The organism is Frankia sp. R82 (genome assembly GCF_023716925.1).
GTDB lineage: Bacteria > Actinomycetota > Actinomycetes > Frankiales > Frankiaceae > Frankia.
Genome location: NZ_JAMQQG010000083.1, coordinates 1 through 18,680, shown reverse-complemented (window position 1 = coordinate 18,680; position 18,680 = coordinate 1). Strand labels below are relative to the sequence as shown.

Sequence of the window (18,680 nt, the reverse complement as noted above, 5' to 3'; positions counted from 1 at the left end):
GTCGTCTCGGTCGTGCTCGGTGCCCCCGAGCCGGCGCTCGCCGCCGCCGCCGCCTGTCGGGCGCACGGGGTCGCCGTCGGCTGTTTCCGCCCACCCACGGTCCCGGCCGGCACCAGCCGCCTGCGGCTGGCCGCCCGCGCCGACCTCACCGCGGCCGACCTCGAGCTGGTCACCGAGGCCTTCGCCGCCGCCGGCATCCTCGTCCCGGCATCCGCGCACCCGGGCTTGTCGGAGCACCCGGGCTTGTCGGAGCACCCGGGCTTGTCGGAGCACTCCGGTCGCCTGAGCATCGTGGCGCCATGAGCATCCTCGTCGTCACGGGTACCGGCACGGAGGTCGGCAAGACGGTGGTCACCGCCGCGGTGGCCGCCCTGGCGCAGGACCGGGGCCGCGCCGTCGCCGTCGTGAAGCCCGCGCAGACCGGCCTGGCGCCCGGTGAACCCGGCGATGTGGACCTCGTCGCCGCGCTCACCGGGATCCGCGACGTCCACGAGGGAGCCCGCTACCCGGATCCGCTCGCACCGGCGACGGCTGCCCGCCGGGCGGGGATGCCCGCCGTCGACCTCGTCGGCGTCCGCACCCGGCTCGACAAGCTGGCCGCCGACCGCGATCTGGTGCTCGTCGAGGGCGCGGGCGGCCTGCTCGTGCGCTTCGACGAGGACGGGACCACCCTCGCCGATCTCGCCCGCGGCCTGCGGGCACCCGTGCTCGTGGTCGCGTCCGCCGGACTCGGTACGCTCAACACCACCGCACTCACCCTCGAGGCCCTGGCCCACCGCGGCCTGGAGCTCGCCGGAGTGGTGATCGGCTCCTGGCCGGCAGAGCCGGATCTGGCCTGCCGCAGCAATCTGGCGGACCTGGCCGCCCTCGCCGGCCGCCCGCTGTCCGGTGCGGTCCCCGCCGGTGCCGGCCGGCTGGGCCGCAACGACTTCCTCGCCACCGCCCGACGGTCACTGGAACCCCAGCTCGGCGGCACGTTCCGCGCCCAGCAGTTCCAAGCCGCCAACACAATGTGATGAACAGCACGGGACACGTGGTGAACGTGCCCGATGTCGCGTCCGAAAGGGGAACACCATCGCGCCTGGGGCCCGACAATGGTGGCGCCCACGTTCACGATCCGGACGGACACCCTGATCACCTGAGCGACCAACTGATCGACCCGACAACCGAGCAGCCGACCATATCCGCTGTAGACCTCGCCAGGAGGCCACCGTGACCGCACCCGTGACCGCGTACCCCACCCCCGTGGTGGTGGATTCCCCGCTGGAGCCGGCCGGCACCACGCTGACCGAGGCCACGCTGACCGAGGCCGTGCTGACCGAAGCCCCACTGACCAAGGCTGTGTTGACCGAAGCCCCACTGACCGCCGACCAGACGGCGCCGGGCGACGCGACCGCGACCGCGGTCGCGAACCTGGCCGAACCAGCGGCGATCCTGGCCCACGCCCGCCGGGAAGTGCTCGAGGGCGGTCGTGGCCTGGACGAGGCCGGCGTGCTCGCGGTGCTGCAGCTGCCGGACGAGTCACTCACCGAGCTGCTGGCGCTCGCCCACGAGGTGCGGATGCGCTGGTGCGGCCCGGAGGTCGAGGTCGAGGGCATCATCAGCCTGAAGACCGGCGGCTGCCCGGAGGACTGCCACTTCTGCTCGCAGTCGGGCAAGTTCGACTCGCCGGTGCGTTCGGCCTGGCTGGACGTGCCGTCGCTGGTCGACGCCGCCCGCCAGACCGCGGCCACCGGGGCCACCGAGTTCTGCATCGTGGCGGCCGTGCGCGGCCCCGACGAGCGGCTGATGTCGCAGGTCCGCGAGGGCGTGGCCGCCATCCAGGCGGCGGTGGAGATCAATGTCGCCTGCTCGCTGGGAATGCTCACCCAGGCACAGGTGGACGAGCTCGCCGCGATGGGCGTCCACCGTTACAACCACAACCTCGAGACCGCCCGGTCGCACTTCACCAAGGTCGTCACCACGCACTCCTGGGAGGAGCGGTGGGAGACCTGCGAGATGGTCCGCGCCGCCGGCATGGAGCTGTGCTGCGGTGCGATCCTCGGCGTCGGCGAGTCCCTGGAGCAGCGCGCGGAGCTCGCCGCCCAGCTCGCCCGCCTGGAGCCGGACGAGGTGCCGCTGAACTTCCTCAACCCGCGGCCCGGCACCCCCTTCGGCGACTACCCGCCGGTTCAGCCGCGGGACGCCCTGCGCGCCATCGCCGCCTTCCGCCTCGCGCTGCCCCGCACGATCCTGCGCTACTCCGGCGGACGCGAAATCACCCTGGGTGACCTGGAGGTGCAGGGGATGCTCGGCGGCATCAACGCCGTCATCGTCGGCAACTACCTGACGACGCTTGGCCGCCCGGCCGAAGCCGACCTGAAGATGCTGGCCGACCTCAGCATGCCGATCAAGTCCTTCCAGTCCACCCTCTGAGGCATCGCCTCCCCCTGGTCGGCCGCGCGGCCACCCGCCGCCGGCCGACCGGCTGCCGCCGGGACCGGCCCTTCGCTACGCCCGCAGTGGGTCGCAAGGCACAAGCACGCCAACCGGTCGCCGTGGACTCCGCCGGCCTGTTCGGTGGCGACCGTGGCGTCCTGACCGCGTTGCCGCGAGCCGGCCCACTGGTGCGCGAGGTGTTCCGGGCACCATCCCGGGCCATGGCGCCCCGCGGGGCCGGTCTCGACGGCCGACATCGCCGCCGTCCCGGGCCGTTGTCGACGTCGGCGGCCTGGTGGGGCGGACCGGTCCTTCTGTCGGGATGAAACGGACAAAATTGCGCGATCAAGCCGGTAGAGGGACCACATTGATCGACACACCCGGGATTGTCTCGACCGGCGGGACCCACCTCAGGCACGGCGTGTCACGTCAATTGCCTACTGCTGGCTGCCGGTAACCGGCAGCTACGTACGGCCCCAGATGATGCGCCCGCAGCCACCCCGGCGCCACATCTGAGCCGGCAAGGGAAAATGCTCCAAATACACGAGTTCCGGGAATGCGGCCTCACCCGAGAGCCCGGGGTGCCGAACGGCGGATGCGGATGCGGGCCGGCGGCGCGCGACGTCAGGCGTTGGTGGCCGTCATCAGGCCGTGCTCGGCGCAGCGGGCCGACCAGCCGCCAGGCGTCACCTGCACGACCATCCGCCGACGGCAGATCCGGCAGTACCGCGGTGGCTCCAGCTCACGAGCCCGCGCACACGCCTCATGGTTTCCCACACCGGCTAGCTGACCACAACGGTCGCAGAACGAGGCGTCCATGAACATCAGCTTAAGGCATGGCACACAGGTGTGACCCCAGGTGCCCGGTCGACGGCAGACCGGTGGACGGACCGCGGTGGGCCCGGGCCGATGGCGTCAGCCGGCGGCGACGGGGTCGACGACCGCGATCAGGTCGCCGTCCTGGACGACGTCACCCTCCGAAACGGCGATCCGGGCCACGGTGCCACCGTCCTCGCTGATCACCGGGATCTCCATTTTCATGGAATCGAGGATCACCAGCGCATCGCCGGCCGCCACCGCGTCTCCTTCGCCGACGACGACCTTCCACACGTTGGCAACCATCTCCGCGCGGACCTCTTCGGCCATCGGGGCCCCCTTCAACGGCGGTGGGGCGCAGGCCGGGCGGCCGCGACCCCGCGGGTCATGGAGCCCACCGACGGTGAGCCCGCAAGAAGCGTAGTGCCCACAGTCATCCGGACCAATGCCAATCGCCGGCAGAGACCTGCCGCGGGACGCGGATCGCCGGGTCGGATGGCCGCGGCGCGCGCGACTCGACCGCCCGGTGCTGGGAACGAATACGGCAAACCCGCAGACTACGCATGTGCTCGTACTTGTCGTGCTGACCCTGGTGATCGGGCTGGGCGTGGGTCTCGCCCGCGGTGGAACACTCAGCGCCCTCGCCCGCGTCCATGTCCAACAGCCGTTGTTGTTCGCCACGCTGGTGCTGGTGCTCGCGGTGGGTGGGCTCGTCCCGGCGCTGCACAGCGTGGCCTGGATCGTGGCTGCCGTACTCGCGGCCCTGTTCGCCGGGATGAACAACCGGCTGCCGGGTCTTGGCCTGCTGGTCGCCGGCATCATCGCCAACGCCGCCGTGATCACGGCCAACGGCGGGCAGATGCCGGTGTCACTGTGGCAGGCCCAGCACGCCGGGGTCCCGATCCACGACATCCTGAACTCGGCCTTTCACACTCCGGCCGGGGATGACACGAGCCTGCGGCTGCTCAGTGACATCATCCCCTTCGCCTTCCCGGGGGTACCCGCGGTCCTGAGCATCGGGGACGTGCTGATCGCAGCCGCGCTCGGGGTGTTCGGTGCGGTGACCCCGGTCCGCGCCCGCAGGACGCTGCAGGCCCGCCGCAACGCCGCCCTCGCCGGGGCGCTGCCCGCGAACTACGGCGGCTCTGGCCGGCCCGCCGGCCGCGACACCAGTGCCCCGGCCGGCGCCCACCCCGGCACCGACCTGGCTGACGACGACTCCTGGGACTACGTCAAGGTCGCCCACCCGCGGGACGCCACCGCGGACGGGCTCGACCCGGACGAGCCCGAAGGCCCGAACCACCCGAACCACCCGAACGACCTGGACGATCCGAACGACCTGGACACCCGTGGCGACCACGGCGACCCGGACGCGCACGAGGGCCAAGACGACCAGGACGCCGACAGCGGGCGCGGCGGGCCTGACGACCTCGGTGATCGCGAGGATTCCGGTGGTCTCGAGGATGCCGAGGACGCCGACCCCGATGATCGCGGCCACGCTCCACGCGACGGCGACGGGTACGACCCGTATGACATCTCGGTGTACCGGACGCCCGAGGACGCCACCGCCGCCGAGGGTGCGGCAAGGGCCGGCACGGCCAGGGATCGCGACACGGCTGTGTCCGGTCAGGACGACCCCTGGGGTGACGGTCCATCACCGCGCCAGCCGGGGGCGACGGCACGCGGGTAACCCGGCGGTCGCGCGGACTGGCACGATGGCTGCGGTATCCAGTGAACGGAAGGAGGACGTCATGGCGAAGAAGAAGCGCAAGCGGCGCGCGCGGGCCAAGCACAAGGCCAACCACGGCAAGCGCCCCAACACCTGAGCAACGCGGCGGGTCGTGCTCTCCAGCGCGACCCGCCGGGGCTCGGCGGGGCTCGGCGGGCCCGATCTCGGCGGTGGCGGCTACTCGGCCCGGAACTCGACGGCGTCGGCCTCGACGCGGGCCGAGCGCAGGCGGGCGAGCACGCTCACCCGCAGGGTCTCCGGCGCGCGTTCCCCACCGCACTTACGGGCAACGAGCATCTTCACCTCGTGTTCGAGGCCGAACTCGCGCAGGCACGGGGAGCACTCGTCAAGGTGGGAGCGGATGAGGTTGTGCTGGCCACCGTCGCACTCCCCGTCGAGATACAGGAACACGGCATCGAGAACTTTTCGGCAGTCGATCTCGTGCTCACCGCCGCAGCTCACGACGCACCGCTCTCGGCGTCGGCGGAACCGGCGGGAACCAGCCCGCGGTCGGCCGCGTACTGCTCGAGGGACTTGCGCAGACCCCGACGACCCCGGTGCAGCCGGGACATGACCGTCCCGATCGGCGTGCCCATGATCTCTGCGATCTCCTTGTAGGAGAAGCCCTCGACGTCGGCCAGGTAGACCGCCATCCGGAAGTCCTCCGGAAGGGCCTGCAGCGCATCCTTGATGTCGCTGTCGGGCAGGTGCTCAAGCGCTTCGGTCTCGGCGCTCTTGAGCCCGACCGAGGTATGCGACTCCGCCTCGGCAAGCTGCCAGTCCTCGACCTGCTCGGTCGGACTCTGCAGCGGCTGACGCTGCCGGCGGCGATAGGTGTTGATGAAGGTGTTGGTCAGGATTCGGTAGAGCCAGGCCTTGAGATTCGTCCCGGCCTGGAACTGGTGAAAGGCCGCAAACGCCTTCACGAAGGTCTCCTGGACGAGATCCTCCGCGTCGGCCGGGTTGCGCGTCATCCGCAACGCGGCGGCATACATCTGGTCGAGGTACGGGAGAGCGTCGCGCTCGAACCGCGCACCCCGCTCCTCGGTGGTCTCGTCGACCAGGATCATCCCCTCACCGTCGTGTGCACCGACAGCGGACCCGGCGACCGCGGACCCGGCCTGCGGTGTGGCGGGCGACCCGGAACCGGGCCGCCTCCCCGCGCTGGACGATACCCCGGGCATCGCATGATCGCGCGGCGAAACGGGCCGCGATACCTGTGCATGGAACGTCCGCTCACGGACCGGCTGCTGGGGTGGCCGTCCGTACGATGCCTGCTGGTGCAGGGCGCTCGCTGGAGTCATGTGACCTCCGCTACCTCGTCTGGCCTCCTCATCAACCGGACCCGGCCACGGATGATTCCCGCCCCGGTGTCCCGCCTGTTCCGGCCGGCACCGATGTTCCGGCCAGCACCGATGGTTGCTCGGGCCGCGGGAGGCCCAGGCGGTCGAGCAGGTACGCGGCACCGACGCGGGCCGCCTCGGCGATGGCGTCCCCGGGTGGTCGTCCGTCACGGATCCTGGTCCGCATCGAGTGGTCTCCGCCGGCGACGAGATACCGCAGGCGGGCGCGGGACGGGTCCGGATCCGGCAGGCCGAACGGATCACGGTCGCCCTGCACCACGAGCACCGGCAGCCCGGCGTCGTCGAGTTCGCCCTGCCGGGACGGCTTCTGTGTCCCGGTCGCGGTTCGGCCCGGCGGACGCAGCGGAAAACCGAGCGCGAGCACCCCACGGGCGCCCGCCTGCCGTCCGACCCGCACGGCCACCCGCGATCCCATCGACACCCCCGCCAGCGCGAACGGCCGCCCCGTCCCACCTCCGGCACCGCCCTCGGCCAGGTCGCCGGCCCCGGGGTCAGGCCGGTCCCCGGTCGCCGGACCGGCGACGTCGCGACCGCTGCTGACGATCGCCAACGCCGCCAGGGCCACGGCGTCCAGGCGCGCTGCCCGGTCAGGGGCACGCCGACCGGCGACGCGGTACGGCATCTCCAGGCGCCCCACCCGCACACCGCCCGCGGTCAGTTCGGCGGCCAGCGCACCGAACAGCGGTGTGTCCACCCCGCTACCGGCACCATGCAGAAAGACGACAGCCGGGCCACTGCCGGGAACCAGACGCAGCCGCCCACCGTCCACTGCTGTGTGGACCTCCGCCGCGCTCTCCCGTCCTGCCCCCCTCGGCACGGCGGGGGCGTCCTCGCTGCTCACGGACTCGACGCTACCCACAGACCCGATGCCGCCCACGACCGCGACACCGCCCGGGAGATCAGCGCGCACGGGCCGGTCAGCACGGTGGTTGGTCACCGACGCGCATCGCCGGGACGCAATGGGGAAAGACCTCGCGTGGTCCGGCGCGGAATCTGTCAGACTTCCACCGTGAGTTTGTGACTTGCCTCTCATCAATGCCCCTTGAAGGATGGGAAGAGCTCCATGCTGCCTGGCCCCGCCGCAGACGCGGGCTCGTCGCGAGGACGAGCACAGTCCCTGGTCTGCGAGGCACCGACGGACAGTGACGACCCCTACTGGGCGTTCTACGAGGAGGTCGCGGTCGCCCAGTTGCGGGAGTGGTTGCCGGCCCGCCCGGGCCGGGTGCTCGACGTCTCCGGGCCACGGGCCCGGTTCGCCCGTCAAATGGTCGGGGCCGGCCATCAGGTCGTCCGGGTGGTCACCGACGCCGACCCGACCGACCTGCGCGATCGTGCTGGCGTCAAGCCCGGCAGTGGCCTTGCCGGCACCGGCGCTCCCGCAGGTGGTGGCGGCCTCGCGCGCAGCGGTGGGGCGGGGGGCGGTCGAAGCGGGAGCAACGGCGGTGGGGTGAGCGGCGGAGCGTTGCGTCCGGTTGTCGGCGACGCCCGGTCGCTGGACTGGTTTCGTCCCAGGTCGTTCGACGCGGTGCTCGCCGAGGCACGGGCGCTGTCGTTCTGCCTGGCCACCGAGACCACGCTCGAACAGATCCACCGCATGCTGCGCCCCGGCGGCCAGCTGCTGCTGTGTGTCGACTCGCTGTTGCTGGGACTGGCCCGGCTGGCCGAACAGCATCGCTGGGCGGAGCTGTCCGACGTTCCCCGCGCGGATGTCGTGCTTGTGCCCGCCGACGACGGCACGATCACCCGCTGCTTCTGGCCGGAGGAACTGCACGCGTTGCTGGCCAGCGCCGGCTTCGAGGTCGACTGGATCCGGCCACGCACCGTGCTGTCCGCCGAGGCCGTCACGCGCGCGCTCGCCGAGGACGTCTCCTGCTTTCCCACCCTGGTCCGCACCGAGGTGGAGCTCGCCGCGGAGCGCGAGGGCGAGTCCATCGGCATCCATCTGATCGCCTCGGCCCGCCGGCCGAGGTGACGGGCGGCGGGTGCGGGGCGGCGGGGTGAGGCGTAGCCCGCAGGTGGCGTGCCGCGGCCGGGGCGAGGGGTGGCCCACGGGCCGGGCCCGACGAACGTCCGAGGCCCGGTGCCGGCGCCGGGCCTGCGGGTGAACCGGGGATGTTCCCCGGCGGGCCTGCGGGGTTGCTGGTTCGGGGCGGGCCGTCCATCCGGCATGCTGACAGGGTGAGCATCCTGACCGGTACCGAGCACACCGGTACCCAGTCCGATCCGTGGCCCGCTCCGACCGCGGCACGGCCGGTGGCGGCCGTCGTCCCGGTGCCAGGAGCCAAGTCCGGCACCAACCGGGCCCTGGTGCTGGCCGCGCTGGCCCGTGGCGAGTCCCGGCTGCACGGCGCGTTGCGCTCGCGCGACACCCTGCTCATGGCCGGGGTGTTGCGGGCGCTCGGCGCCGACGTCGACGTCGACGGTTCGGACTGGACCGTCCGGCCGGCCGCCTCGGCGCGGCTGGCGCCCGGGGTCCGGGCCGACTGCGGCAACGCCGGCACGGTGGCGCGGTTCACCCCGGCGCTGGCCACCCTGAGCGAGGGTGACGTCGTGTTCGACGGCGACACCCGGATGCGGGAGCGCCCCCTGACTCCCCTGCTCTCGGCGCTGCGTCGACTCGGCGCCGACATCGATTCCGACCGGATGCCGTTCACCGTGCATGGTCACGGCGGACTGCCCGGCGGTGAGGTGGAGGTCGACGCGTCCGATTCGAGCCAGCTCATCTCCGGATTGCTGCTCGCCGGCCCCCGCTACGACGCCGGGGTGACGGTGGTGCACCACGGCTCCCGGCTGCCGTCCGGTCCGTACCTGGACATGACGGTGGCGGACCTGCGCGCCGCCGGTGCCACCGTCGAGGTCGACCCGCCCGCGGCCGGCGGCAGCCGACGTTTCCGGGTGGCGCCGGGCGAGCTGCTCGCCGGCGACAGGATGATCGAACCGGATATGAACAGCGCCGCGGCGTTCCTCGCCGCCGCGGTCGCCACCGGTGGACGGGTCGTGATACCCAGCTGGCCGGACGTGACCCAGCAGCCCGGCCGGATGCTGCCGGCACTGCTTGCGGCCATGGGCGCCTCCACAGAACGCACCGAACTGGGCCTTGCGGTGACCGGCGGTGGCACGATCCACGGCATCGACGTCGACCTCAGCGACTTCGGTGAGGCCGCGCCGGTGCTGACCGGGCTCGCGGTGCTGGCGAGCTCGCCGTCTCGGCTGCGGGGCATCGGCCATCTGCGGTTGCAGGAGACCGACCGGCTCGCCGCCCTCGCCGAGGAGCTCGGCCGACTCGGAGCCCGGATCACCGTGACCGACGACGGGCTGGCGATCGACCCGGCGCCGCTGCACGGCGGGCGTCTCGATCCGCGGGCCGACCACCGGCTCGCGATGGCCTACGCGGTGGTCGGGCTGGTGGTACCCGGAGTCGAGGTCGACGACATCGCGACGACCGGCAAGACCGTCCCCGACTTCCCGGCGATGTGGGCCGCGATGCTCGCCGACCAGGCCGCGGCATGACCCGCTCCGGCCTGCCCCCGATGGTCGGTCTGATCCGGGTGGTCGGCCTGATCCGGGTGGTCGGCCTGGCCCGGGTCGGCTCGGTGTAGCGGGCTCGTTCGATGCCCCGAGAGCTCGACGAGGACGACGTCCGGATCCGTCCCGGTCGGGGTTCGCGACCCCGCACCCGGCAGCGGCCCGACCACAACGAGGCGGTGCCGGCGATCGTGGTCGGCGTCGACCGCGGCCGGTACTCCTGCCGGCCGGAGCGGACGCCCGAACGGCTGGTCGCCGCGGTGCGAGGCGGGTCGATGCGGCGCACGTCCGTCGTCGTCGGCGACCGGGTGGCCCTGGTCGGGGACCTGTCCGGCGCGGCCGGAGCGCTCGCCCGCCTGGTCCGCCGGGAGGATCGGACCAGTGTCCTGCGGCGCACCCCGGACGACAGTGACCCGGCCGAGCGGCCCATCGTCGCGAACGCCGACATCCTCGTGATCGTCTGTGCCATCACCGACCCGGTGCCGCGACCGGGGCTGATCGACCGCTGTCTGGTGGCCGCCTATGACGGCGGGCTGTCACCGGTGCTGTGCCTGACCAAGGCGGACCTGGCCGATCCCGGGTCGATCACCGAGCTGTACCAGCCGCTGGGCTTCCCGGTCGTGGCAACCCGGCCCGACCGGGACCTCACCGAGCTGCTGGACCTGCTGACCCAACGGGCCAGCGTCCTGTTCGGGCACAGCGGGGTGGGCAAGTCCAGTCTGGTCAACCGGCTGGTGCCGGCCGCCGACCGGGCGATCGGCGAGGTGAACGCGGTCACCGGCCGGGGACGGCACACCTCGTCGGCCGCCGTGGCGCTACGGTTGCCCTCGGGTGGCATGGTGATCGACACGCCGGGTGTGCGGTCGTTCGGACTGGGGGCGGTGGCCCCGTCCCGGGTGCTCTCGGCGTTCTCGGACCTGGCCGCCGCGGCCGCGTACTGCCAGCCGGGATGCGAACATCTCGCGCCGTCCCCGGACTGCGCCCTGGATTCCGCGGTCACCGAGGGGACGGCCGATGCCGCCCGGCTGGCGAGCCTGCGCCGGCTGCTGGCGGCGCGCGGGACGCCGATCTGACCGTACCGATCGGAGATTCGTCACACTCGCCCGTCCCACGGGCGCCGGGCGCTCGCCGCGCCGACGCGCAACCGGGGTCGACTCGTAGTCTCGCAGGGTGACCCCGCCTAACCCCACGTCCGTGGACTCCGAGTCGCCCGAGGTTCCCGACGCCGTCACCGTCGCCGACGATCTCGCGCTTGCGCTGAGCCTCGCGGACGCCGCCGACCGGATCACCCTGTCCCGCTTCCAGGCAGTGGATCTACACGTCGAGTCGAAGCCGGACAACACCCCGGTCTCCGACGCGGACACCGCCGTCGAGGCCATGATCCGCGAGCGGCTGGCCGTCGCCCGGCCCGATGACGCGGTGCTCGGCGAGGAGGAGGGGCTGGTCGGCGGGGACGCTCGGCGGCGCTGGATCCTCGACCCGGTCGACGGCACCAAGAACTTCGTGCGCGGCGTCCCGGTCTGGGGCACGCTGCTCGGCCTCGAGGTGGACGGTGAGATGGTCGTCGGGGTGGCCAGTGCCCCGGCGATGAGCCGGCGCTGGTGGGGGGCCCGCGGTACCGGGGCGTTCACCCGCGACGCCACCGGCGACACGCGGGCGCTGCGGGTGTCCTCGGTGAGCCACCTCGGCGACGCGTTCATGTCGTTCGCCTCGGTGGAGGGCTGGCGGACCGCCCGTCGCCTCGACGAGTTCCTGGACCTGGCCGACCAGGTCTGGCGCACGCGCGCCTACGGAGACTTCTGGTCGCACATGATGGTGGCCGAAGGTGCGGTCGACCTCGCCTGCGAACCGGAGGTATCACTGTGGGACATGGCGGCCCTGCAGATCATCGTCGAGGAGGCCGGCGGCCGGTTCACCGACCTGACCGGCCGGCGCGGCCCGGGGCACGGCACGGTTCTGACGACCAACGGCCTGCTGCACGAACCGGCGCTGCGCTCGTTCGTTCGCTGAGCACCCCGCGCCACCCGGCCGGGTCCACTCCCGATCATCGATGATCGGCTTCGCGCACCGTGGGGCGCCCGCCCCACATCAGCGGGAGAACGCCATGCCGGCGTTTCGCCGGGCGCTGGCGGGCGGGGCGGGCGGCCTGGAGTCCGACGTCTGGCTGACCGCCGACGGTGTGCCCGTCCTGCACCATGACGGGGTGCTCGGGCCACCGGGGCGGCGTCGGCCGATCGGCACGCTGGTGGCCCGGCAGCTGCCGGGCTGGCTGCCCACGCTCGAGGCGTGCTACCGGGAGCTCGGCGCGTTGTTCGACCTGTCCTTCGAGTTCAGCCTCGATCTGAAAGGCCCGGACGAGGGCTTTGTGCCCAGGGCCGACGCCACCATCGCCGTGGCCCGGGCCGCCGGTGGCAGGGCGGCGGTCGGCCGCCTGTGGCTGTGTGGCCACCTTCGCCAGCTTGCCGCCTACCGGGACCGTGACCCGGACGTGCGGCTGGTCAACTCCGCCTCACTCGAGGCCGTGCGGGCCGGCGGCGGCCCCGAGGCGTACGCCGAGCGGCTGCGCGCCGCGGGCATCGCCGCGCTGAACCTGCGGACCCGGGAATGGACCCCACGCACCGCCGGAATCGTCCCGGTGCTCCACGAACGGGGTGTGGCCGCCTTCGGCTGGGACGCCCAGAGCACGGCGACACTGCGCCGCCTGGCCGGATACCGCCTCGACGCGGTCTACAGCGACCACCTGGACCGTCTGGTGCGGGTGACCGGCTCTCGACCCTCGAGCCACCCGAATTGAGTTGGGAAGCCGACCGGGCTGCCGATGACCCAACGGGACGACACGGGAGTCGGCAGCCTCACTCAAAGCGTGGTGCGCAGCGTGACCGACTACGCGGCCCGCATAAACCAGTGAGTTGTGTTGGCTTCGGTGGGCTATAACAGCGAGCGAACGACGGGCGACCAGGATAGCTCCTTGACGGGACGAACCAGCTGATTGGCCGCCGAGTGCGATTAACGCGCGACACACCGCCGATGAGCCCCGGACCCACCACAGACACTTTCCTGACACGCCACTGACACGGCGATGGCGGATGACTCCGCTCAGTCCTCCTCGGCCACCTCGGTGGCCTCGGCGACCTGCAGCATCTGCTCCGGAAACCCAGTGCGTTCCGCTACTCGCTCGACCGAGTAACCCTGCCTCACCAGGTCACGAGCCTGCTCCAAGGTCCAGCCCCGCCCGGGATCGACCCGGCGAACAACCACTTCACTCGCCTGGCGCCGTTCCTGCGGCCAGCTGAGTCGTGCACGGCGTGCCAAGAGTCGACCTCCGCGATTTGACGACTTTGGTGTTACGTCACCAAGGATAGGCCATATTGACGGCGGCCTGCCCGCCTGAACTCCATGATAGTGGCTGGCGACCCGTTAATGCAGACCAGCTCCGAAGACCGCACATCTCACGAAGTCCAGTCGGCCCGAACAGGCCCCCGCACCCGAACATGCGTCCAGACCCGAACGGAACCGGGAACCCGGAACCCGGAACCACATGCCGACCAACCTGCCGCCTGCTGTCCGTTCTCTGTACGTCTGACATCCGGTCCGACAGTCCGTGCGTCCGTACGTCCGTACGTCCGTACGTCCGACGGTCCGCAACCAGCAAGCCACCTCCGGCCCGGCTGTCCGGCGAGGCGCCCGGGTCAGAACTCGATGTTGCTCATCACATGCTTGATCCGGGTGTAGTCCTCGAGGCCATAGACCGACAGGTCCTTGCCGTAGCCGCTGTGGCCGAACCCGCCGTGGGGCATCTCGGCGACGATCGGCAGATGGGTGTTGATCCACACGCAGCCGAAGTCCAACCGTCGCGCGACGCGCATCGCCCGACCGTGGTCGTGGGTCCACACGCTCGAGGCAAGCCCGTACTCGACGCCGTTGGCCCAGGCCACCGCCGCATCCTCGGCATCGAAGCGCTGTACGGTGATCACCGGGCCGAACACCTCCTGCTGGCTGAGCTCGTCGTCCTGGTGCAGGCCGGCGACGACGGTCGGCGGGTAGAAGAACCCGGGCCGGTCCAGCCGCACCCCGCCGGCGAGCAGCTCGGCGTGTCCCGGTGCCCGCTCGACCAGACCGCTGACCCGGGCGAGCTGATCCGCGCTGTTGAGCGGCCCGTAGTCGACGCCGGTCTCGTCCGGTGCCCCGGTGGTCGTGTTCCGGGCGGCCTTCGCCAGCGCCGCGGTGAGCTCCTCGTACACGCCGGCGGCGGCCAGTACCCGGGTCGCGGCCGTACAGTCCTGACCGGCGTTGAAGTAGGCGGCCGCGGCGATCTCGGCGGCGACCGCGGCCGGGTCGACGTCCTCGAAGACGATCACCGGCGCCTTGCCGCCGAGTTCCAGATGCACCCGCTTGAGGGTGTCGGCCGCCGCCCGCGCCACCGCCATCCCGGCGCGCACGCTGCCCGTTATCGACACCATCGCCGGACCAGGATGCGCGACCAGCGTCCGTCCGGTGTCGCGGTCCCCGCACACCACGTTCAGCACCCCGGGCGGGAGGAACTCCGCGGCGATCCGGGCGAGCAACAGACTGGACGCCGGCGTCGTCTCGGCCGGCTTGAGCACCACCGTGTTGCCCGCGGCGATCGCCGGGGCGATCTTCCACACCGCCATCATCAGCGGGTAGTTCCAGGGTGTGACCTGTGCGCACACGCCGATCGGCTCGCGGCGCACGAAGCTGGTGTGCCCGGCCAGATACTCACCGGCGGCACGCCCCTCCAACGTGCGGGCGGCACCGGCGAAGAAGCGGATCTGGTCCGCGGACGGCCCGACCTCCTCGGTCCGGGTGAGTGCCAGGGGCTTGCCGGTGTTGGCGCTCTCCACCGCGGCGACCTCGGCGGCCCGGTCCTCCAGCGCGTCAGCAAGCCGTAGCAGCGCCCGAGCCCGCGTCTGGGGAGAAGTGTCCCGCCAGGTCTCGAACGCAGCCGTCGCGGCGCTGACGGCCGCGTCCACGTCGGACGGTCCCGAGCGGGGCGCCTGGGCCGCCGTCCGCCCCGTTGCCGGATCCACGATCGGGGTCGTCGCGCCGTCGGCCGCCGGCACCGCGACGCCGTTGATCAGGTTCGCGAGGGTCGCATCCATGGCAGGTCTCCCGAGTGCTGGCCGACAAGGCCGGGTCCGTCGCCGGACGGCGACGGCGGTGAAGCTGGAAGCCGCCGCCGGACGGCGACGGCGAGGCCGGGACCGTCGTCAGACGGCGACGGCGACGAGGTCGTGGGCGAGCCGGTCGAGGCATTCCAGGTAGCGGTCGACGTCGGCATCGGTGTGCCGGACCGACAGCGTCCATTCCTCCTCGCGGCCCGGCGCCATCAGCACGCCACGGTTGGCGTTGTACAACCAGGCAAGCTCGGGAAGCTCCGCCACCTGGTGCGCCATGAAGGACGTGTAGTCCCGGATCGGCGCGTCGGTGAAGTTCACGCATCCCTTGGAGCTGATGCCGACGGTGTAGCCGGGAATGCCGTGGCGGGCGAGAATCGCGTCGCATCCGCCGATCAGCCGGTCATTGAGCCGATCAAGATGATCGTAGGCCGGTGCCGTCAGCACCTCCAGCAGGCTCGCCCGCGCGGCGGCCATGGTCAGCGGGTTGCCGTTGAAGGTGCCGACCTGCTTCACCCGGTCGGAGGCGACCACCTCCATGATCTCGGCGGTGGCACCGACGGCTCCGGACGGCAGACCACCGCCGAGGGCCTTGGCCAGCGTCACCATGTCCGGGCGCACCCCGAACCGCTCGGTGGCGCCACCGGGGGCGACACACAGACCCGTCTTGACCTCGTCGAAGATCAGAACGATGCCGTACCGCGCGGTGATCTCCCGGACCGCCTGCAGGTAGCCGGGCTCGGGCAGGACCACCCCGAGGTTCATCATCGCCGCTTCCATGATCACGCAGGCGGGCAGGCGGCCCTGCGCGTCCAGTTCCTCGATCCGGCGCTCCATCGCGGACGCGTCGTTGAACGGCACCGGGACCGTGAGGTCGATGACCACCTGCGGGATGCCGGCCCCGTAGCCAAGGGAGTTCATGTGCTCCGCCGGGCCGATGTCGGCGTACGGAGTGCCGATGGAGACCATCACGTAGTCGTGATGGCCATGGTAGGAACCGAAAATCTTGATGATGGTGTCGCGGCCGGTGACCCCACGGGCGATCCGGATGGCATCCATGGTCGCCTCGGAACCCGAGTTCACATAACGCCACTGCGGCAGCCCGAACCGCCGGGCGAGCTCCTCGCTCACCACGAGGGAGTCCTCCGTCGGCATCGCGAAGTGACTGCCGAGCCCGATGCGCTCGCGCACCGCCCGCACGATCGCCGGATGCGCGTGCCCCTGGACCATCGATCCATAGCCGTTGTGGAAGTCGGCGTACTCGGTCCCGTCCACGTCCCACACCCGCGAACCCTCGCCGTGCGTGAGATAGATCGGCCACGGCTCCCGGGCCTGGTAGGACGACGGCACTCCGGACGTCATCGAACGCACCGCCCGCTCGTGCATGCGCTGCGAGCCGGGCGTGCCCGCGCGCAGCCGAGCCTCCTCGAGCTCCGCCAGCTGGCCCGCCCGCACACGCAACGCCGCGGGATCCACCATCCGGTGGCCCGGTTCCGATACAACCTGGCCGGCCTGCGGCCTGGGCACGATCGTCTCTGCCATCGTCCACACCCCCTCACCGAGCTGACCCACCGCTCCAAGAACCAGCCTGACAACTGAAAGCGTAGACCGCATCCTCAAATCACGACGGAATCCGTCGGGAAAGTCAGATTTTAGAATCGCATCCCCGTCCACGCGTCGGTAGCCATACGATGACGGCAGATGCGGGAGCCAAGGAGGATGCCGGTGCGGGCGCGACGGGCCCCAGGCCAGCGGTCCGGCTCGGACGGGCTGTTGGACGACACCAACCGGGCCATCATCGAGCAGCTTCAGACTGACGGGCGGCGTTCCTACGCGGCCATGGCGTCCGCCGTCGGCCTGTCCGAGGCAGCCGTGCGCCAACGCGTCCAACGGCTGTTGGAAGCGGGGGTGATGCAGATCGTCGCGGTCACCGACCCGTTACAGGTCGGCTTTCGCCGGGAGGCGATGGTCGGGGTGCGGGTCAGTGGCGACGCCCGGGTGGCTGCCGAGCAGATCGCCGAGCTTCCCGAGGTCGACTACGTGGTGCTCACCGCCGGCTCGTTCGACCTTCTGGTGGAACTCGTCGCCGAGGACGACGAGCATCTCCTGGACGCGATCAACAGCAGTATCCGCACCATGCCCCAGGTCATCGCCACCGAGACGTTCGTCTACCTCCGGCTGGTGAAACAGACCTACACATGGGGAACGCGCACCACCGGCCGGTCCCCGGCCGTCCCCGCCCGCCACCCGACCGACGATCAGGAGCACCCGCGCGACCGGGAACACCTCCGCGACCGCGGGTGAGACCGTTGATGGGCGGGAACGGACGGCCCAGCCCGCCCGAACAGGCGGCGGCGTCACACGGAGGACACCGCGGCCGAACAACGATAAAGCATCAACAAGAGTCAAATAGACACAGTGGAATCCCACTGGCTCCGGCTCAGACATAATGGGGTAACCATGGCGCTGGTCCACCATGACCCGCAGGACGGCATTCTGACGACCCGCATCGGCCAGGCCGAGATCACCGTGCGGCCCGAACCGCCGGCAGCCGCCGGCGGTTCCGCCGTGATCCTGCTTCGGGTCGATGCTCCCATGCTGGATACGCTCGCCGCCGCCTACCTGGGTCCCGACGAGGCACGCCGCCTGGCGCAGTCCCTCGTCCGCGCGGCCGAAGCCGTCCAACCAGCCTCACCCTGGCGAACCCCACACCCGCACTCCCGCTGACCCCCCATCGCATCGGCCCTGCCGCCGTACCGGGGCGCCACCGTGGTCGTCCCGGTACGGCGGCAGTCGACCGAGCCGACCGTGACGACAGACAGCGAAAGAATCCCGAAAACGAAACAAGACCCGGATTTTCATCCGGGTCTTGTTTCGATGGTAGCGGGGGCAGGATTTGAACCTGCGACCTCTGGGTTATGAGCCCAGCGAGCTACCGAGCTGCTCCACCCCGCGTCGGTGTGAGTTCACCTTACACGGCCGACACCGGCAGGTGTCAAATCGATCGGGAGCCATATTCAAAATTTCTCGGGACGATCTTCGTTTGCCCCTGCCGGCATCCAGCTCGGCCGTGGACCTCGCGATCCGCCACCCACACCCGCGGTCACCGTCGAGGAGACGGCGGGACGCAAGCGCCAGCGGGCGCCGGTAGCCGTCCGGGTTGGTAGCCGTCGCTGGTCGGCAGCTGTGGCCGACCAGGCCGTCGCCGGCTGGCTGGCACCATCAGCCCTTGGTGGCTCTCCGGCGTTTCCCGGGCACCATCCGAGGTCACGCGGCCCCGCGGGGCTGATTTCGACGGCCGACCTCGCCGCCGTCACGGGCTGTTGGCGGCGTCGGCGGGCCTGGCGGGGCGGATGGGTCCTTCTGTAGGGATGAAACGGACAAAGTTTCGGTTTGACCCCTATAGAAGGACCACGTTGATCGACACGACCGGGATTGTCTCGACCTGCCGAGCCAATCTGGTCACGGTGCGTCACACCGGTCGCCGGGTGCGGGTCGCCGGTGCCGGGTGGCTGCCTCCAGCCCCGGAGGATGCGCCCGCAGTCACCCCGGCACCCCGGTCACCCCGGCACCCCAGCGCCCGGGCCACAACCGGCAAACGCTCATGGACAGCGCACTAGTGGTGATCGGCGCAAGTTCGTCGGTTATGCGGCGAGGTCGAGGCGGCTGGCGGTCTTGAGGAGATCGGCGCGG

General features: G+C 71.4%; 18 protein-coding genes, 1 tRNA gene and 2 pseudogenes. 12 read left to right on the top strand and 9 right to left on the bottom strand.

Annotated features, from left to right (window positions below; translation table 11 throughout):
* The 3 genes and pseudogenes from ND747_RS14745 to bioB form a co-directional block, all read left to right on the top strand.
* Positions 1-303: pseudogene (locus ND747_RS14745) on the top strand (hypothetical protein); the annotation flags it as partial.
* Positions 300-1,016: a dethiobiotin synthase gene (gene bioD, locus ND747_RS14740; protein WP_251734190.1), complete on the top strand. Its 717-nt coding sequence runs from the start codon at positions 300-302 to the stop codon at positions 1,014-1,016. The pseudogene ND747_RS14745 and the gene bioD, both read left to right, overlap by 4 nt.
* Before the next feature lie 328 nt (positions 1,017-1,344).
* On the top strand, positions 1,345-2,415 hold the full coding sequence (gene bioB / locus ND747_RS14735) for a biotin synthase BioB (protein ID WP_374216231.1): 1,071 nt from the start codon (positions 1,345-1,347) through the stop codon (positions 2,413-2,415).
* A gap of 627 nt (positions 2,416-3,042) precedes the next feature.
* On the opposite strand, the gene ND747_RS14730 is transcribed toward bioB, so the two are convergent.
* Both ND747_RS14730 and ND747_RS14725 read right to left on the bottom strand, forming a co-directional pair.
* Positions 3,043-3,237, bottom strand: a complete 195-nt coding sequence (locus tag ND747_RS14730) for a hypothetical protein (RefSeq protein ID WP_251734189.1) — start codon at positions 3,235-3,237, stop codon at positions 3,043-3,045.
* 96 nt (positions 3,238-3,333) lie between these two features.
* A complete protein-coding gene (locus ND747_RS14725) occupies positions 3,334-3,564 on the bottom strand; it encodes a biotin/lipoyl-binding carrier protein (protein ID WP_251734188.1) in 231 nt (76 codons plus the stop codon).
* Positions 3,565-3,799: 235 nt separating this feature from the next.
* Here ND747_RS14725 and ND747_RS14720 point away from each other — a divergent pair, with 235 nt between their 5' ends.
* Positions 3,800-4,924 (top strand): DUF5317 domain-containing protein, encoded by a 1,125-nt coding sequence (locus ND747_RS14720; RefSeq protein WP_251734187.1) that lies wholly within the window; start codon positions 3,800-3,802, stop codon positions 4,922-4,924.
* A gap of 61 nt (positions 4,925-4,985) precedes the next feature.
* Entirely contained in the window at positions 4,986-5,060 is a 75-nt protein-coding gene (locus tag ND747_RS30125; protein ID WP_369809780.1) for a 50S ribosomal protein bL37, read from the top strand.
* Positions 5,061-5,140: 80 nt separating this feature from the next.
* Here ND747_RS30125 and rsrA read toward each other — a convergent pair whose 3' ends face one another.
* The 3 genes from rsrA to ND747_RS14705 are packed head-to-tail and all read right to left on the bottom strand — an operon-like array spanning position 5,141 to position 7,168.
* The gene (rsrA, locus tag ND747_RS14715; RefSeq protein ID WP_251734186.1) at positions 5,141-5,425 is read right to left on the bottom strand and encodes a mycothiol system anti-sigma-R factor; all 285 of its coding nucleotides are present in this window, start codon (positions 5,423-5,425) and stop codon (positions 5,141-5,143) included.
* Positions 5,422-6,267 (bottom strand): sigma-70 family RNA polymerase sigma factor, encoded by an 846-nt coding sequence (locus tag ND747_RS14710; RefSeq protein ID WP_374216230.1) that lies wholly within the window; start codon positions 6,265-6,267, stop codon positions 5,422-5,424. Before ND747_RS14710 ends, rsrA begins: the two co-directional genes overlap by 4 nt.
* Positions 6,268-6,298: 31 nt before the next feature.
* Positions 6,299-7,168, bottom strand: coding sequence for an alpha/beta family hydrolase (locus tag ND747_RS14705; RefSeq protein WP_374216229.1), 870 nt, complete (start codon positions 7,166-7,168; stop codon positions 6,299-6,301).
* A gap of 222 nt (positions 7,169-7,390) precedes the next feature.
* Here ND747_RS14705 and ND747_RS14700 point away from each other — a divergent pair, with 222 nt between their 5' ends.
* The 5 genes from ND747_RS14700 to ND747_RS14680 all read left to right on the top strand — a co-directional run bounded on the left by ND747_RS14700 (position 7,391) and on the right by ND747_RS14680 (position 12,646).
* On the top strand, positions 7,391-8,299 hold the full coding sequence (locus tag ND747_RS14700) for a class I SAM-dependent methyltransferase (RefSeq protein WP_251734184.1): 909 nt from the start codon (positions 7,391-7,393) through the stop codon (positions 8,297-8,299).
* A 206-nt stretch (positions 8,300-8,505) separates the two neighbouring features.
* Positions 8,506-9,837 carry a 3-phosphoshikimate 1-carboxyvinyltransferase gene (aroA, locus tag ND747_RS14695; RefSeq protein ID WP_251734183.1) on the top strand — a complete coding sequence of 444 codons (1,332 nt, stop codon included), beginning with the start codon at positions 8,506-8,508 and terminating at the stop codon, positions 9,835-9,837.
* A gap of 101 nt (positions 9,838-9,938) precedes the next feature.
* Positions 9,939-10,925 (top strand): ribosome small subunit-dependent GTPase A, encoded by a 987-nt coding sequence (gene rsgA, locus ND747_RS14690; RefSeq protein WP_251734182.1) that lies wholly within the window; start codon positions 9,939-9,941, stop codon positions 10,923-10,925.
* 97 nt (positions 10,926-11,022) lie between these two features.
* A complete protein-coding gene (hisN, locus tag ND747_RS14685) occupies positions 11,023-11,862 on the top strand; it encodes a histidinol-phosphatase (protein WP_374216228.1) in 840 nt (279 codons plus the stop codon).
* A 40-nt stretch (positions 11,863-11,902) separates the two neighbouring features.
* The gene (locus tag ND747_RS14680) at positions 11,903-12,646 is read left to right on the top strand and encodes a glycerophosphodiester phosphodiesterase (protein ID WP_251734181.1); all 744 of its coding nucleotides are present in this window, start codon (positions 11,903-11,905) and stop codon (positions 12,644-12,646) included.
* A gap of 302 nt (positions 12,647-12,948) precedes the next feature.
* Here ND747_RS14680 and ND747_RS14675 read toward each other — a convergent pair whose 3' ends face one another.
* The 3 genes from ND747_RS14675 to ND747_RS14665 all read right to left on the bottom strand — a co-directional run bounded on the left by ND747_RS14675 (position 12,949) and on the right by ND747_RS14665 (position 16,466).
* Positions 12,949-13,164 (bottom strand): hypothetical protein, encoded by a 216-nt coding sequence (locus ND747_RS14675; protein ID WP_251734180.1) that lies wholly within the window; start codon positions 13,162-13,164, stop codon positions 12,949-12,951.
* 377 nt (positions 13,165-13,541) lie between these two features.
* Positions 13,542-14,972: a gamma-aminobutyraldehyde dehydrogenase gene (locus ND747_RS14670; RefSeq protein ID WP_251734179.1), complete on the bottom strand. Its 1,431-nt coding sequence runs from the start codon at positions 14,970-14,972 to the stop codon at positions 13,542-13,544.
* A 108-nt stretch (positions 14,973-15,080) separates the two neighbouring features.
* Positions 15,081-16,466 (bottom strand): aspartate aminotransferase family protein, encoded by a 1,386-nt coding sequence (locus ND747_RS14665; protein ID WP_251734191.1) that lies wholly within the window; start codon positions 16,464-16,466, stop codon positions 15,081-15,083.
* Between the two features lie 240 nt (positions 16,467-16,706).
* On the opposite strand from ND747_RS14665, the pseudogene ND747_RS14660 reads away from it, so the two are divergent.
* Positions 16,707-17,198, top strand: a pseudogene (locus tag ND747_RS14660) (Lrp/AsnC family transcriptional regulator); the annotation flags it as partial.
* A 249-nt stretch (positions 17,199-17,447) separates the two neighbouring features.
* Positions 17,448-17,714: a hypothetical protein gene (locus tag ND747_RS14655; protein WP_251734177.1), complete on the top strand. Its 267-nt coding sequence runs from the start codon at positions 17,448-17,450 to the stop codon at positions 17,712-17,714.
* Between the two features lie 151 nt (positions 17,715-17,865).
* On the opposite strand, the gene ND747_RS14650 is transcribed toward ND747_RS14655, so the two are convergent.
* Positions 17,866-17,942: transfer RNA gene (locus tag ND747_RS14650), tRNA-Met, on the bottom strand.
* Positions 17,943-18,680: the final 738 nt, after the last annotated feature.

What these genes read in the sequence shown, in the direction of transcription:
- bioD (WP_251734190.1), top strand. Translation starts at nt 300, where the DNA reads ATGAGCATCCTCGTCGTCACGGGTACCGGCACGGAGGTCGGCAAGACG.
- ND747_RS14730 (WP_251734189.1), bottom strand. Translation starts at nt 3,237, where the DNA reads ATGGACGCCTCGTTCTGCGACCGTTGTGGTCAGCTAGCCGGTGTGGGA.
- ND747_RS14725 (WP_251734188.1), bottom strand. Translation starts at nt 3,564, where the DNA reads ATGGCCGAAGAGGTCCGCGCGGAGATGGTTGCCAACGTGTGGAAGGTC.
- ND747_RS14710 (WP_374216230.1), bottom strand. Translation starts at nt 6,267, where the DNA reads ATGACTCCAGCGAGCGCCCTGCACCAGCAGGCATCGTACGGACGGCCA.
- ND747_RS14700 (WP_251734184.1), top strand. Translation starts at nt 7,391, where the DNA reads ATGCTGCCTGGCCCCGCCGCAGACGCGGGCTCGTCGCGAGGACGAGCA.
- rsgA (WP_251734182.1), top strand. Translation starts at nt 9,939, where the DNA reads ATGCCCCGAGAGCTCGACGAGGACGACGTCCGGATCCGTCCCGGTCGG.
- ND747_RS14680 (WP_251734181.1), top strand. Translation starts at nt 11,903, where the DNA reads ATGATCGGCTTCGCGCACCGTGGGGCGCCCGCCCCACATCAGCGGGAG.
- ND747_RS14670 (WP_251734179.1), bottom strand. Translation starts at nt 14,972, where the DNA reads ATGGATGCGACCCTCGCGAACCTGATCAACGGCGTCGCGGTGCCGGCG.
- ND747_RS14665 (WP_251734191.1), bottom strand. Translation starts at nt 16,466, where the DNA reads ATGGTGGATCCCGCGGCGTTGCGTGTGCGGGCGGGCCAGCTGGCGGAG.
- ND747_RS14655 (WP_251734177.1), top strand. Translation starts at nt 17,448, where the DNA reads ATGGCGCTGGTCCACCATGACCCGCAGGACGGCATTCTGACGACCCGC.